Source organism: Kribbella albertanoniae, from assembly GCF_004348455.1.
GTDB classification, from domain to species: Bacteria; Actinomycetota; Actinomycetes; order Propionibacteriales; family Kribbellaceae; genus Kribbella; species Kribbella albertanoniae.
Window position 1 is genome coordinate 17,539 of sequence record NZ_SMKA01000036.1, and the last position, 13,456, is coordinate 30,994.

Sequence of the window (13,456 nt, forward strand, 5' to 3'; positions counted from 1 at the left end):
AACAAGATTGCGGTCCGCGCACGACTCCTCACAGTGTGCCGACGAGCAATCGTTTGATGGCTACAGGTCGCGTTCGCGCTACCACTGTCCGGGTCTGCAGGCGATGGTGGCGCGGATCGTGCCTTGAAAGCCTTCCAGACATGAGAAGACGACTTTTCGCCGCTATCGCCATGACCCTGGCGGCAGCCGCCGTACCGGTCAGTGCTGACGCCGGCCGGTCCACACTGCAACGAGACGCCGACGGAATCGTCGCCACCGGAGTGACCGGCGTACTGGCTCGAGAGACGTCACCGCATGGTTCTCGGACGGCGGTGAGTGGAGTGCGCGTGCTCGGTGGCAGTGCACCCCGTGCTGACGGTCGCTTCCGGATCGGGAGCACCAACAAGGTGCTGGTGGGGACCGTGGTGCTGCAACTGGTCGCCGAAGGCCGCATGCGGCTGGACGACTCGGTGGAGAAGTGGCTGCCCGGTCTGGTGCAGGGGAACGGTTATGACGGCCGGAAGATCACCGTCCGCCACCTGCTGCAGCACACGGCCGGCATCAGCGACGACAGCTTCCCCAACATCGAGAACGCTCAGCAGTACTACGAGCGCCGCTACCTCGTGCGCACCGAGGAGGAGGTCGTGAGGGCCGGGCTGCGCAACAAGCCGCCGTTCCAGCCGGGAGGAGGGTGGGACTACTCGAACACCGGGTACAACCTGGTGGGCCTGATGATCAAGGCCGTCACCGGACGAACCTGGTACGACGAGGTCGACCGCCGGATCGTCCGTCCGCTGCACCTGCGGGACACGTACTTCCCGGGACCGAACCCCAAGATCAGCGGACCGCATGCGCACGGCTACACGCGGTTCACTGCGGGCGAGTACACCGACACGACCGAGCTGATCGACGCGGACGCCTCAGGGGGCTACATCTCCACGCTCAAGGACCTGGACCGGATCGTCCGGGCCATCTTCGACGGCCGGTTGCTCAAGCCGGCCCAGCTGCGTGAGCTGACCACCACCGTCGCGATGGAAGGTACTGACATCATCTGGCGCAACGCTCGCTACGGCCTGGGCGTCGGCTCGAGAGAGCTGTCTTGCGGTGGGCGAGTCTGGATCCCCAGCGGTGACCAGATCGGCTTCAAGACGCGTACTGCGGTCAGTGCCGACGGGACGCGCAGTGTGGTGGTCTCGATGTCCACCCAGCTGAACGACTCGATGGACGCCGTGCTGGCTCAGGAGAACGCGGCCACCAAGCTGATCGACGACGTCATGTGCCGCTAGGAATGCCTTGCGGATCAGGCTGGGGGCGCGTGTCGAGCGCGTCCTCCAGCCAGGCGTCCACATCGACGCCACCACTCAGGATGTGCTTCACGAACGCCGTCCGTTCGTGGCTGAGCACCTCGAGCTCCCACACGCTCGGTGCGACCCCGGTGGGCACCGGGCGCAGGTCGTCCACGTCGACACCGCTGAACCTGCTCAGCCGGGACTGGTAGTCCTTCGTCCAGCTGTGCACGACCAAGTAGGCGCCGTCGTCGCTCAGATGCAGTACGGCGACAGCCAGGCCGACCGAGCCCATCGCATCGTCGAAGTCGAGCTGCCTGCTCGCACCGGCCCGAGCGAACTCGACCATCTGGTCGTCCCACTGCCGGCCGCGCGCAGTAATGATGTACGGCTTCACCAGCCGATGGGGGTCCCGCCACGGAAGCAGGGGTGTGACAGGGCGCGGGCGGTACGCCTCAGCGAGTCCAGTCAGCGCGACAGCGGCTGCACCGGCCAGGGCGGGGTCAGAAGCAGGCATCTGCTCTGTTCTACCCCGGCCGGGTGCACTGTGTCATTCAGACTCTGTCATTCAGCTCGCGTCTCGCACCTGCGCCGCGATCGCCCGGGTCAGGTCGGCCTGGGCCTCGGAGACGTAGCGACGGGTCGGTGCGTCGACAGCTGTCGACTCTGCGGTCAGCCAGTCGGTGAGCGCGTCCAGCGTCGGCTGCTCGGCCAGATTGCGCGGCGACAGGTAGACCAGCACGTTCTCGCCCATGGACGAGCCGAGCCGGGTGTAGACGTCCTTGGCCGCGGTCAGGTACTTCCCGACGTACGGGCGGAGCAGGTCCTCCTGGCCGGGCTGCTGGAAGCCGAGGATGGTCCGGAACTGCGTCTCGTTCGGAGTGTCTCCGGACTCGACGGCAATCCGCCACGCCTCTTCCTTGGCCTCGGCGGTCGGCCGCGCAGCGCGGGCCTGTGCGGCCCGCTCGCCACCGGTGATGGTGGTGTCGCGGGTCAGCTCGTCCTCGATCTCGTCGGCACCGATCCGGCCCAGCCGGGCCAGTGCGACGATCAGCGTCCAGCGCAGGTCGGTGTCGACGACCAGACCGGCGGGCAGCTCCCGCCCGTCCAGCCAAGCGGCCAGCCGGTCCGCACCGGCCGCGGAGAAGACCGCGCTGGTGTAGGCGCGGACGAATGCGAGCTGGTGATCGCTACCGGCCTCGGCCTCGTTCACGAGACCCGCGAGGGCCTCCTCGAACTGGATCCGAAGGGCGTCCCGCCGATCCGGAGCGGCGTACAGGTTGATGGCGCTGGTGACCTGCGAGAGCAGCGACCGGACACCAGTCAGATCGCTCTCGGCCCGGATCCCGCGCAGCACGATCTCGACGTACTGGCTGGCCGGCATCTCGGCGTCCCGGGTCATGTCCCAGGCCGCACCCCAGGCGAGTGCACGGGGCAGCGACTCCGACAGCTGGTCGATCGACTCGACCAGAGTCGCCCGGGAGCGCTCGTCGAGCCGGATCTTCGCGTAGGTGAGGTCGTCGTCGTTCAGCAGCACGAGATCCGGCTGGGTGGCACCGACGAGCTCGGCCAGCTCGGTGCGGGCGCCGTCGATGTCCACCTCGAACCGCTCGGTGCGGACCAGGCCTTCGTCGGTCCGCCGGTACAGACCAATGGCCAGCCGGTGCGGACGCAGTACGGGGTACTCCTCGACTGCTGTCTGCTCGATCGCGAACGAGGTGAACTTGCCGTCCGCGTCCACCGTGAAGTCGGCGCGCAGGGTGTTCACCCCGGCGGTCCGCAGCCAGCGCTCGGTCCAGTCGTCGAGGTCACGGCCGGAGGCCTTCTCGAGCGGCTTGAGCAGGTCGGTCAGCTCGGTGTTGCCGAACGCGTGATCGGCGAAGTACTCCTTCAGGGCGGTGATGAAGGTGTCCTCACCGACGAACGCGACCAGCTGCCGCAGCGTGGAGGCGCCCTTGGCGTAGGTGATGCCGTCGAAGTTCACCTCGACCGCGTGGAAGTCGACCATGTCGGCCGCGATCGGGTGCGTCGACGGCAGCTGGTCCTGCCGGTACGCCCAGTTCTTGCGGGCGTTGCAGAACGTCGTCCAGGCGCCGGCGTACTTGGTGGTGGCCGTCGCCTGCGCCCAGTGCGAGGCCCACTCGGCGAAGGACTCGTTCAGCCACAGATCGTCCCACCAGGTCATCGTGACCAGGTCGCCGAACCACATGTGCGCCAGCTCGTGCAGCACGGTGTTGGCGCGGCTCTCGAGCTCGGCGTGCGTGGTGCGGCTGCGGAAGATGTACTCGTCGCGAAGGGTCACGCAGCCCGCGTTCTCCATCGCGCCCATGTTGTACTCCGGAACGAACGCCTGGTCGTACTTGTGGAACGGGTACGGCGTCCCGAAGGCCTCCTCGAACAGCGCGAAGCCCTGCTTGGTCACCTCGAACAGGTCCTCGGTGTCGAGCGAGTCCTTCAGCGACGGACGGCACAGCAGCGACATCGGGTAGGTGCCGTGCGGACCTTCGTAGGCGTCGGTGACCACGTGGTACGGACCCGCCACGACAGCGGTGATGTACGTCGACATCCGCTCGCTCGGCGGGAATTCCCAGCGGGCCAGCTCCTCGCCGCTCGGACCGGCGTAGGTCGTCGGCTCGGGGGTGGGCGAGTTCGAGATGACGACCCAGCGGGCCGGAGCGGAGACGGTGAAAGTGAAAGGGGCCTTGAGGTCCGGCTGCTCGAAGGTGGTGAACACCCGGCGGGCGTCCGGCACCTCGAACTGCGTGTAGAGGTAGGTCTCCTTGTCGGCCGGGTCGACCGAGCGGTGCAGCCCTTCGCCGGTCCGCGAGTACAGGCAGTCCGCGACCACGCGCAGCTCGTTGGCGGTCGCCAGACCGTCGAGCTGGATGCGGGCACCGTCGTACACCGTCTCCGGGTCGAGGGAGCTGCCGTTCAGCGTGATCTCACGGACCTTGTCCGCGATCAGATCGGCGAACGTGCTCGCGCCGTCGCTCGCCGTGAAGGTGATCGTGGTCACGGACGGGAAGGTCGGCGCTCCACTCGGGGCGTTGGTCAGGTCCAGCTCGATGGCGTAGCTGACATCGCTGACCACACCGGCACGGGTACGCGCCTCATCGCGCGTCAGGTTGGTTCCAGGCATATCGGCATCCTATGCACCTGACGCCTGCGGTAGGCGCGGGTTTCCCCGCGACATCGAGCGATGGATACCAAGCCGGTACCTGCGGTTCTTCAATTTTGTATGATCGAACACATGACAGCCTCCGCCGAATTCTGGTTCGATCCGGCCTGCCCCTGGGCCTGGATGACGTCCCGCTGGATGCTCGAGGTCGAGCAGGTCCGCGACGTGACGACGACCTGGCACGTGATGAGCCTGGCCGTCCTGAACGAAGAACGTGACGAACACGACGCCAACTGGCATCGCAAGCTCGGTTATGTCCGGGTCCTGATCGCCGCCGAGCAGGCGCACGGCAACGAGGTCCTGCTGCCGCTCTACACAGCGCTCGGCCGCCGGATCCACAACGAAGGCCGCGGTACCAAGGACGAGCAGGTCCTGCCCGAAGCTCTCGACGAGGCCGGTCTGCCGGCGTCGCTGCTCGAGGCCTTCGGCGACAGCCGGTACGACGAGGCCCTGCGCAAATCGCACTTCGCCGGAATGGACCAGGTCGGGATGGAGGTCGGTACGCCGGTCATCTCGGTCGCGGGCACCGCCTTCTTCGGACCGGTCGTGACACCGGCGCCGAAGGGCGAGGCCGCCGGCAAGCTGTGGGACGGCGTCCTGCTCGTCGCCGGCACCGACGGATTCTTCGAGATCAAGCGCAGCCGCGACCGCGACCCGGTCTTTGAGTGATGGGTTTGATCTAAGCGCCGTCCGGAAAGATTCGGTCTGTGGTTCAAGGGTTGAACTGAGCGCCCCGTGCCGGTGAAGGTTGCTCACCAACGGGAATTCTTCAAGTGGTGAGTAGGTATCACATGACGTTACGTGACGAGCGCACCGAGCTCGATGTCGTCCCCGCCGGCGTGACCGCCGGTATCGCCGTGTTCGACCGCCACACCGGGCGGTTCGTGCAGCAGTCGAACGCCGACCACCGGTTTCGCTCCGCCTCGGTGGTGAAGCTGCTGATCGTCCTGGACCTGCTCTGGGAACGCGGCCCGGCGTACACCGTCGAGGCCGCGGACCGGGCCAGGCTCGAGGTAATGCTGCGCAGTAGCGACGACGACGCAGCCAGTTACTACTGGGATCACAACGGTGGCGCCGCCATCGTCGAGCGGATGGTGCGGCGGCTCGGGCTGACCCACACCGACGGTCCGCCGCCCACGCATCCGGGCTTCTGGGGCTACGTCGCGATCACCGCCGCCGACACGGTCCGGATCTATCGATACATTCTCGATCACGCTCCGGCACCGATCCGGAGTCTGGTGATGGACCTGCTGCACGAGCCGACCCGGTACGGCACCGACGGCTTCGACCAGTTCTTCGGGATCGCCTCGGTATTCGATCCTGATTTCAGCATCAAGCAGGGCTGGTCCGGTTTCCTCGGCTCGAGTGGCTACGGCAGCGACCGCGCCAAGCCGGTGGACACCCTCGACCTCGTCAGCGACGCCCTGCACACCACGGGCACGGTCGGGAAGGACGACCGGTGCATCGTGTCGGTCTACACGCTGCATCCGCGGGGGACGCAGTACGGGAAGGCGTACACCGATGTGACCCGGTTGACTCGGTCGCTGATCGTTCCGGGCGGGGTGCGGACCAGTGGGAGCTGGCTGGCCACCACCGGAGTGGGGGTGCGGGTCCGGACGGCCCCGAACACCTCCTGCGGGATCCTGGGCATGCTGCCGGCCGGGGTCGAGGTGCTGGTCAGTGGACAGAAGCAGGGTGAGCTCATCGACGCACCACCGCGATCCAGCGACTGGTGGGCCTATCTGCCCAAATACGGCGGCTACGTGACCACCGTGTACGTCGGGTCGGGTGCACCCAAGCTGCCGGGCGTTCCGGTGTATCAGTAGATTGCAGGCCATGCGAGTGCACATCGGCTCTGACCATGCCGGCTTCGAGCTCAAGAATCACGTGGTCCAGCACCTCATTGCTGCTGGCCACGACGTCGTCGACCACGGTCCTGCCGTGTACGACGCGGTGGACGACTACCCGCCGTACTGTCTGCGCGCCGGCGCCGGCGTGGTGGCGGACCCGGGCAGCCTGGGGGTCGTGATCGGCGGCTCCGGCAACGGGGAGCAGATCGCGGCGAACAAGGTGAAGGGTGTCCGGGCCGTGCTGGCCTGGAGTACCGACACCGCCAAGCTGGGCCGCGAGCACAACAACGCCAACGTGGTCAGTGTCGGGGCGCGGATGCACTCGACCGAGGAGGCGGTCGGGTTCGTGGAGACGTTCCTGGCCACCGACTACTCCGGCGAGGCGCGGCACACCCGCCGGATCGAGATGCTGAGTGCCTACGAAGAGACTGGCGAGCTCCCGCCGCTCTCCTGATCCGGCTCTACTTGATCGTTTAGGGCGTCCTCCGGCGGCTGGACCCCGCGGCGTTTGAACGGCTCCCGTGGCCGGGAGACGTCGCGGGCCCGCATCGACCGGCCGATGCCGACCACGGCCGGGGTGGACGGTCCGGACCGCCCCTTCGGCGTACCACCTGCAATCCCCATAAGAGGAATCATGCCTGAAGGCCACACTCTGCACCGGCTGGCGAACGACGTCTGGGATGCGTTCGGCGGCCGGCCGGTCCGGGCGACCAGTCCGCAGGGCCGGTTCGCCGACGGCGCCGCACGGCTCGACGGGCAGGTGCTGCGGCACACGGAGGCTCACGGTAAGCACTTCCTCGCCGACTTCGACGGGGCCGGCTGGCTGCACATCCACCTCGGTCTGATCGGCAAGGTCGACTTCGGTACGGCGCCGGTGCCCGAACCGGTCGGACAGGTGCGCCTGCGGCTTCAGAACGAGACGTCGTACGCCGATCTGCGCGGTGCGACCGTTTGTGAGCTGCTGACCGATGGCGAACGCGAGGTGCTGATCGGACGGCTCGGTCCGGACCCACTGCGCGACGACGCCGACCCGGAGCTCGCCTGGAAGCGGATCCATCGCAGCAAGCAGCCGATCGGACAGTTGCTGATGGACCAGGAGGTGCTGAGTGGCGTCGGCAACGTCTACCGCGCGGAGGTGCTGTTCCGCGCCAAGTTGCATCCGCTGACGCGCGGCCAGGTGGTGAAGAAGCGTGAGTGGCAAGGCATGTGGGACGACCTGCTCGAGCTGATGAAGTACGGCGTCGAGACCGGCCGCATCGACACAGTTGCCGACGACCACACTCCCGAGGCGATGGGCCGCGACCCACGCCAGGACGACCATGGCGGCGAGGTCTACGTCTACCGTCGGCAGGGTCAGCGCTGCCATGTCTGCGACTCGGTGATCCGCACCGAGATCCTGGCCCAGCGCAACCTTTTCTGGTGCCCGAAGTGCCAACGCACCGGACTCACCCGCAGATAATCTGAACAGTTATCAAGCTTTTTGATGCGCGGACCAAGGAGTGCCGTTATCTTCTTCACACCATGATCAGGAGTCGCAGTCGCGCTCTAGTACGACGAGTCGGCCGCCTGGTCGTCGCGCTGATCAGACGCGCCCGTCGATTGCACCCGCTGGCGGCTGTCGCGTTGCTGTCGCTGACCTTGCTGATCGCTGCGGGCAGTGCGGCCTGGCCCACGTATGTTCCGCTCTCCGGGGTCGTCATTCCGTTGTTGCTGGGTGGGTTGATCCTGGGCTTCCGGCAACTGGTGGTCCTGACCCTGCTGACGATGGCGATCGCGTCGTTCGTACTGGTCTCCCGGGAGGTGCCGACTCCGACGACCGGCTTCGCGCTGGTGCTCGGGGCGATCGGTTGGATCGTCATCGCGGGTGCGAAGGTCCGCAACCAGCTCGGTGTGCCGGGTACCCGTGGTGAGTCGATGTTGATGGAGTTGCGCGACACGCTCACTGCTCAGGGCGAGCTGCCGCCGCTGCCGAGTGGCTGGCGGGCTGAGGTCGCGATCCGCTCGGCCGGCAGATCGAAGTTCTCCGGGGACTTCGTGGTGTCGACCGAACGCGACAACGTGCTCGAGGTTGCACTGGTCGATGTCTCGGGCAAGGGAGTCGATGCGGGGACGCGGGCGCTGTTGCTGTCCGGTGCCTTCGGCGGACTGCTCGGCGTCGTACCGGTCGAGGACTTCCTGCCGGCCGCCAACCGCTATCTGCGGCGGCAGAACTGGGAGGACGACTTCGCGACTGTCGTCCATGTCGCGGTTCAGCTGGGCACAGGAGCCTTCTGCGTCCGGACCGCCGGGCATCCGCCGGCGATCCAGTTCGACGCGTGGTCCGGGCGATGGGGGACCCGCGATGCGGACGGGCCGCTGCTCGGGCTGATGGAAGCACCGGAGTTCGCACCGAACCACGGCGTGCTGAAGCCGGGCGACGCGCTGTTCCTGTACAGCGACGGCATGGTCGAGACGCCGCGGCGCGATATCGGGCGCGGTACCGACCGGCTCGCCGGACACGCGGAACGCCTGGTGGCACAGGGATTCCAGGGCGGTGCGGCCGAGCTGGTCGCTGCGGCCGGGGGACCGGGAGACGACTCGGCGATCGTGATCATCCACCGGCTCGAACATTCCTGAGCGGCTGATGGCGTAGCCTGCTTCGTCGTGATGGATGCTGCTGATCGGAGTGCGCCGGACGTCTCGTTCGACGGGCTGGTCGCGTCGATGCCGGACGAGCTGCGCGCGGTCTTCCCGCCGACCAAGTGGCAGCTCGAGAAGCTGTGGGCGCTCGATCTCAAGGTCGAGCCGATCGAGGTCGCGGACCTGGTCTGGATGTTCGAGCTGCCGTTGTGGCAGCTCGACGGCGAACGCTTCAAGGTCACGCCGCACCAGGTCGCCGAAACGCCGATGAACTACCGCCCGCACTACCAGCGGGTGATGGACGCCGACCTGGACTTCCCGATCAACCTGGTCGCGTACCGCGGCCGGCTGGTCGTGCTGGACGGCGTGCACCGGTTGCTGAAGGCACACTTCCTGCGCCGCCGCTGGATCGAGGGAACGATCGCGACGGCCACGCAGTTACAGTCGTGTGCACCGTGACATCGCGCTGTGATTGTGGATGTTGATACGTCACCATTAAGATGGGTGACATGACCACCAACGACGAATACGCCCCGAGTACCTCCGACTGGGTCCGCGAGCAGGTGGACAAGGTCACCGAGGCCGGCACCACCGAAGCCGTCGACATCATGGGCCTGAAGGTCGTGCTGCTGACGATGCGCGGCGCCAAGTCCGGCAAGCTCCGCAAGGTCCCGGTGATGCGGGTCGAGCGGGACGGTGTGTACGTCGCGGTCGCGTCGCTCGGCGGCGCCCCGAAGAACCCCGTCTGGTACTACAACCTGAAGTCCGACCCGAACGTCACCCTGCAGGACGGCGAGGTCACCAAGCAGTACGTCGCCCGCGAGATCGACGGCGCCGAGTACGACGAGTGGTGGCCGATCGCGGTCGCCGCCTACCCGCCGTACGAGGAGTACAAGGCCAAGACCACCCGGAAGATGCCGTTCTTCGTGCTCGAGCCGGTCGAGTAGTTCCCTGCGTGCGCACACCCGATCCGGCGTGTGCGCACAGCCGGTGACAAGGTCAGGACCTGCACTATGAGACGCTGGCGGCAGTCTGGTTGTGTCGACCAGACCCGGCGCGTTGCGCCGTTTGAGTTCTGGGAGTTGTCCTGACCACACACGACGCGGTGCAGGAGCCGTTCGTCGCGTCGACGCGGTTGCGTCTGGCCGGATTGGCGCTGCACGCCTATACCGCGAGCGGTACCGTGCTCGCGCTGCTGATCGTCATCGCCGCCATCGACGGCGACGCCGTCCGGGCCCTCTGGCTGGGGCTGGCCGCCCTGGTCATCGACGGGACCGACGGCATGCTCGCGCGCCGGTTGCGGGTCAAGGAGACGATCCCGTGGTTCGACGGGGCGATGCTCGACAACATCGTCGACTACCTGACCTACGCGTTCGCGCCGATCGTGCTGCTGTGGTCCGGCAACTATCTGCCATCGGGTGGCTGGGGTGCGGTGCTCGCCGCGCTGCCGCTGCTCGCCTCGAGCTACCAGTTCTGCCGCACCGACGCGAAGACCGACGACCACTTCTTCCTCGGCTTCCCCAGTTACTGGAACGTGGTCGCCTTCTACGTGGTGGTCCTCGGCCTCAGCCCGACCACCACCGGCCTGATCCTGGTGATCTGCTCGATCCTGGTCTTCGTCCCGGTCAAGTACGTCTACCCGTCGCGGACCAAGGTGTTCCGGTCGCTGAACCTGCTGACGACCGCGATCTGGATGGCGTCGTACGCCGTACTCCTGGCCCAGATGCCGAACCCGAACGCGATCGTGGTCGGGATCTCGCTCGCCTACCTGCTGTACTACGGGGCGCTCAGTCTGTATCTGACGTTCTGGGTGCCGCGCCGCAAGGTCGCCTGACTTGACCCTCGTACTCGGTCTCGGTTCGGCGCTGGCTGCCGCTGTCCTGTTCGGTATCGCGTCGATCCTGCAGGCGGTCGGCTCCCGCAAGGTGCCGACGGAGTCCGAGTTCGATCCGCGGCGCTTCGTCGGCTTCGTCGTCGCGCTGCTCCGGCAGCCCACTTTCCTGGGTGCGCTCGCGCTCCAACTGGCCGGCTTCGGCCTGCACTTCGTCGCGCTCCGGCTGCTCCCGCTCTACCTGGCTCAGGCCGGGATTGCGGTCAGCCTGGTCGTCACCGCGTTGCTCGCCACGCGGCTGATGTCCGACCAGTTGAGCATCGTCGAGTGGTCCGCGGTGATTGCCGTCGTGGTCGGTCTCGGTCTGCTCGCGGTGTCCGCCGGTGATGCGGGTCCGAACGTTCAGCATCACGGCCTGACCATCGGTGTCGTCGCCGGCCTGATTGTGGTTGCCGTGCTTGGTGCTCTGGCCAGCCGCTCCCAGCACGGGATCTCGACGGCTTTGCTGGGCATGCTTTCGGGACTTGGGTACGCCGGTGTCGCGATCTCGGCTCGCCTGTTGCAGGACGGTTCGATCGGCGAACTCCTTCGCAGCCCCACGGCGTACACGCTTCCTTTGAGTGGTGCACTGGCCTTCATCCTCTACTCGCTCGCCCTCCAACGCGGCTCGGTCACGCTCGCCACCACCCCGATGATCGCGTTGCAGACCATCACGCCGGCCGTCGTGGGCGTCGTCGTACTGTCCGATGCTGTTCGGGCCGGCTGGTGGCCGCTGGCCATCGTCGGGTTCCTCCTGTCGGCTGCCGGCTCGGTGGTTCTGGTGCGGTTCGAATCCGTGAAGTAGTCCTGTGACCGGGGTCACATTTTTGTGGTGTCGTGTTCTGAGGACCCCGGTCGACGCTGTGATGTCAGCAGCAAACATCTGAAGGAGAAATTCGCATGCGCACTCTGATCACCACCGCGTTCGTTTCGCTCGACGGCGTCATCGAGGCACCGGGCGGGGAGCCGGGCTACCGGAACTCCGGCTGGACGTTCAAGGACATCGCGATGGACGAAGCGGCGTACGAGCTGAAAGGGCAGGAGCAGGACGAGGCTGCCGCGATGCTCATCGGGCGGGTCAGCTACGACGCGTTCGCGCCCGTCTGGCCGACGATCACCGAGTTCCCGAAGTACAACGCGATGCCGAAGTACGTCGTCTCGACGACCCTGAAGGAGTCCGACCTGGTCACCAACTGGGGCGAGATCACGATCCTGCGGTCGCTCGACGACGTCGCCGCGCTGAAGGAGACCGAGGGCGGCCCGATCAGCATCCACGGCAGCGCCACCCTGAACCGCAACCTGGCCGACGCCGGTCTGATCGACCGCTACAGCCTGCTCGTCTTCCCGGTCCTGCTCGGCGCCGGCAAGCGCCTGTTCAGCGACAGCGACAAGGACAAGCAGAGCCTTCAGTTGGTCGACAACGCGTCGTACTCGAACGGCATCCAGAAGCTCGTGTACGACGTCGTCCGCTGAGCCCTTGCCCGTGGGAGTGGCCTAGCGTGATGGCCACTTCCAGGGCGGCTCGTCGAGCGGTCCCTGCCCGGCGATCGTCGTGGCACCGCGGTCCTTGACCAGCTCGATCGTGTGCAGGTCGTCGGCCAGCGCCTGGAGCGATGCGGTGAACGGTCTGGAGTGGGACACCACGATCACCTGGGTCTCCTTCGCCGCCGTGACCACGAGATTCGCCAGCGCCGGCAGGAGATCCGGATGCAGACTCGTCTCCGGCTCGTTCAGCACCAGCAGCTCAGGTGGTCGCGGCGTCAGCAATGCCGCTACCCACAGCAGGTACCGCAGGGTCCCGTCCGAGAGCTCAGCTCCGGACAACGGCCTGAGCAGTCCGTACTGCCGGAACGCGAGCTCGAACCGCCCCGCGCTCTCCTGGATCTCGACACTGCTCCCCGGAAACGCCTGATCGACAGCCTCGGCCATCGCCGCCGCCGACCCGATCTCCTGGATCGTTTGCAACGCGGCAGCCAGGTCGGCCCCTTCCGGCCCGAGCACCGGCGTCCGCGTCCCGACCTGCGCTTGCCGCGCCGGGGCGTCCGCATCCGTCCGCAGATGGTCGTAGAACCGCCACGATCTCATCCGCTCCCTGACCTGCAACAACTCCGGCGCCCGCTGCGGATCCGCGAACTGGCTCAGCATGCTGTCGAACGTCTGCAGATCGGGCCCGCCACGCTCCCACCCGCCGCTCTCGGCCCGGATCCGCACCTGGCTGTTGACCCGCTCCACCAGCAACGACGCGGGCCGCAGAAAAGGCCCGGCCCACAACGACTCCCGCTTGATCTCCGGATCTTTTGAGAACATCGAGGCGACCGGCAGCGGCAACCCGAGATCCATCAGATACCCGTAGTCGTCCGCCGCGAACCCCATCCGCAACGTCACCGGCCCGCGCCGCGCCGTCCCCTGCACCGGCCGATCCTTCCGCACGAACTCCGGCCCGGCCCACAACGTCGACCCCAGCCCACCCTCCTTGGCGAGCGCCGCCACCGCTCCGTTCCGCGAGGCATCCGCGAGCAACCGCAAAGCGCGGTACAAACTCGATTTTCCGGTCCCGTTGGCCCCCGTCACGACGTTCAATTCCCGCAATGGCATCACCAGCCGCCGCAACGACCGATAGTTCTCCACCGCCAACGTCCGCAACATGCCGCCAACGTACAGACCCCCTCCGACA

14 protein-coding genes are annotated in these 13,456 nt (G+C 67.0%); 11 read left to right on the plus strand and 3 right to left on the minus strand.

From position 1 onward, the window contains the following. The first annotated feature begins 140 nt into the window (after positions 1-140). A complete protein-coding gene (locus E1261_RS11565; RefSeq protein ID WP_132405689.1) occupies positions 141-1,265 on the plus strand; it encodes a serine hydrolase domain-containing protein in 1,125 nt (374 codons plus the stop codon). On the opposite strand, the gene E1261_RS11570 is transcribed toward E1261_RS11565, so the two are convergent. Both E1261_RS11570 and pepN read right to left on the minus strand, forming a co-directional pair. Continuing rightward, positions 1,252-1,782: a hypothetical protein gene (locus tag E1261_RS11570; RefSeq protein WP_132405691.1), complete on the minus strand. Its 531-nt coding sequence runs from the start codon at positions 1,780-1,782 to the stop codon at positions 1,252-1,254. The genes E1261_RS11565 and E1261_RS11570 overlap by 14 nt on opposite strands. A 51-nt stretch (positions 1,783-1,833) precedes the next feature. After that, complete coding sequence (gene pepN, locus E1261_RS11575; protein WP_132405693.1) at positions 1,834-4,404, minus strand: aminopeptidase N; 2,571 nt, start codon at positions 4,402-4,404, stop codon at positions 1,834-1,836. A 111-nt stretch (positions 4,405-4,515) separates the two neighbouring features. Here pepN and E1261_RS11580 point away from each other — a divergent pair, with 111 nt between their 5' ends. The 10 genes from E1261_RS11580 to E1261_RS11625 all read left to right on the plus strand — a co-directional run bounded on the left by E1261_RS11580 (position 4,516) and on the right by E1261_RS11625 (position 12,255). Beyond that, complete coding sequence (locus E1261_RS11580) at positions 4,516-5,112, plus strand: mycothiol-dependent nitroreductase Rv2466c family protein (protein WP_272948573.1); 597 nt, start codon at positions 4,516-4,518, stop codon at positions 5,110-5,112. Positions 5,113-5,234: 122 nt separating this feature from the next. Continuing rightward, the gene (locus E1261_RS11585; protein WP_132405697.1) at positions 5,235-6,269 is read left to right on the plus strand and encodes a D-alanyl-D-alanine carboxypeptidase family protein; all 1,035 of its coding nucleotides are present in this window, start codon (positions 5,235-5,237) and stop codon (positions 6,267-6,269) included. 10 nt (positions 6,270-6,279) lie between these two features. After that, on the plus strand, positions 6,280-6,747 hold the full coding sequence (locus E1261_RS11590; RefSeq protein WP_132405699.1) for a ribose-5-phosphate isomerase: 468 nt from the start codon (positions 6,280-6,282) through the stop codon (positions 6,745-6,747). Positions 6,748-6,927: 180 nt separating this feature from the next. Further along, positions 6,928-7,752, plus strand: a complete 825-nt coding sequence (locus E1261_RS11595; protein WP_132405701.1) for an Fpg/Nei family DNA glycosylase — start codon at positions 6,928-6,930, stop codon at positions 7,750-7,752. A 62-nt stretch (positions 7,753-7,814) separates the two neighbouring features. Then, positions 7,815-8,909 carry a PP2C family protein-serine/threonine phosphatase gene (locus E1261_RS11600; protein ID WP_132405703.1) on the plus strand — a complete coding sequence of 365 codons (1,095 nt, stop codon included), beginning with the start codon at positions 7,815-7,817 and terminating at the stop codon, positions 8,907-8,909. A gap of 30 nt (positions 8,910-8,939) precedes the next feature. After that, positions 8,940-9,371 carry a hypothetical protein gene (locus tag E1261_RS11605; RefSeq protein WP_132405743.1) on the plus strand — a complete coding sequence of 144 codons (432 nt, stop codon included), beginning with the start codon at positions 8,940-8,942 and terminating at the stop codon, positions 9,369-9,371. A 50-nt stretch (positions 9,372-9,421) separates the two neighbouring features. Beyond that, a complete protein-coding gene (locus E1261_RS11610) occupies positions 9,422-9,859 on the plus strand; it encodes a nitroreductase family deazaflavin-dependent oxidoreductase (protein ID WP_132405705.1) in 438 nt (145 codons plus the stop codon). Between the two features lie 158 nt (positions 9,860-10,017). Next, positions 10,018-10,746 (plus strand): CDP-alcohol phosphatidyltransferase family protein, encoded by a 729-nt coding sequence (locus E1261_RS11615; RefSeq protein ID WP_132405707.1) that lies wholly within the window; start codon positions 10,018-10,020, stop codon positions 10,744-10,746. A 1-nt stretch (position 10,747) separates the two neighbouring features. Further along, positions 10,748-11,587, plus strand: coding sequence for a DMT family protein (locus E1261_RS11620; RefSeq protein ID WP_132405709.1), 840 nt, complete (start codon positions 10,748-10,750; stop codon positions 11,585-11,587). A 95-nt stretch (positions 11,588-11,682) separates the two neighbouring features. Then, positions 11,683-12,255 (plus strand): dihydrofolate reductase family protein, encoded by a 573-nt coding sequence (locus E1261_RS11625; protein ID WP_132405711.1) that lies wholly within the window; start codon positions 11,683-11,685, stop codon positions 12,253-12,255. Between the two features lie 21 nt (positions 12,256-12,276). Here E1261_RS11625 and E1261_RS11630 read toward each other — a convergent pair whose 3' ends face one another. After that, positions 12,277-13,428: an AAA family ATPase gene (locus tag E1261_RS11630; protein WP_132405713.1), complete on the minus strand. Its 1,152-nt coding sequence runs from the start codon at positions 13,426-13,428 to the stop codon at positions 12,277-12,279. Positions 13,429-13,456 lie beyond the last annotated feature (28 nt).

Coding starts and splice junctions, on each gene's coding strand:
- E1261_RS11565 (WP_132405689.1), top strand. CDS start 141: ATGAGAAGACGACTTTTCGCCGCTATCGCCATGACCCTGGCGGCAGCC.
- E1261_RS11570 (WP_132405691.1), bottom strand. CDS start 1,782: ATGCCTGCTTCTGACCCCGCCCTGGCCGGTGCAGCCGCTGTCGCGCTG.
- pepN (WP_132405693.1), bottom strand. CDS start 4,404: ATGCCTGGAACCAACCTGACGCGCGATGAGGCGCGTACCCGTGCCGGT.
- E1261_RS11580 (WP_272948573.1), top strand. CDS start 4,516: ATGACAGCCTCCGCCGAATTCTGGTTCGATCCGGCCTGCCCCTGGGCC.
- E1261_RS11585 (WP_132405697.1), top strand. CDS start 5,235: ATGACGTTACGTGACGAGCGCACCGAGCTCGATGTCGTCCCCGCCGGC.
- E1261_RS11590 (WP_132405699.1), top strand. CDS start 6,280: ATGCGAGTGCACATCGGCTCTGACCATGCCGGCTTCGAGCTCAAGAAT.
- E1261_RS11595 (WP_132405701.1), top strand. CDS start 6,928: ATGCCTGAAGGCCACACTCTGCACCGGCTGGCGAACGACGTCTGGGAT.
- E1261_RS11600 (WP_132405703.1), top strand. CDS start 7,815: ATGATCAGGAGTCGCAGTCGCGCTCTAGTACGACGAGTCGGCCGCCTG.
- E1261_RS11605 (WP_132405743.1), top strand. CDS start 8,940: ATGGATGCTGCTGATCGGAGTGCGCCGGACGTCTCGTTCGACGGGCTG.
- E1261_RS11610 (WP_132405705.1), top strand. CDS start 9,422: ATGACCACCAACGACGAATACGCCCCGAGTACCTCCGACTGGGTCCGC.
- E1261_RS11625 (WP_132405711.1), top strand. CDS start 11,683: ATGCGCACTCTGATCACCACCGCGTTCGTTTCGCTCGACGGCGTCATC.
- E1261_RS11630 (WP_132405713.1), bottom strand. CDS start 13,428: ATGTTGCGGACGTTGGCGGTGGAGAACTATCGGTCGTTGCGGCGGCTG.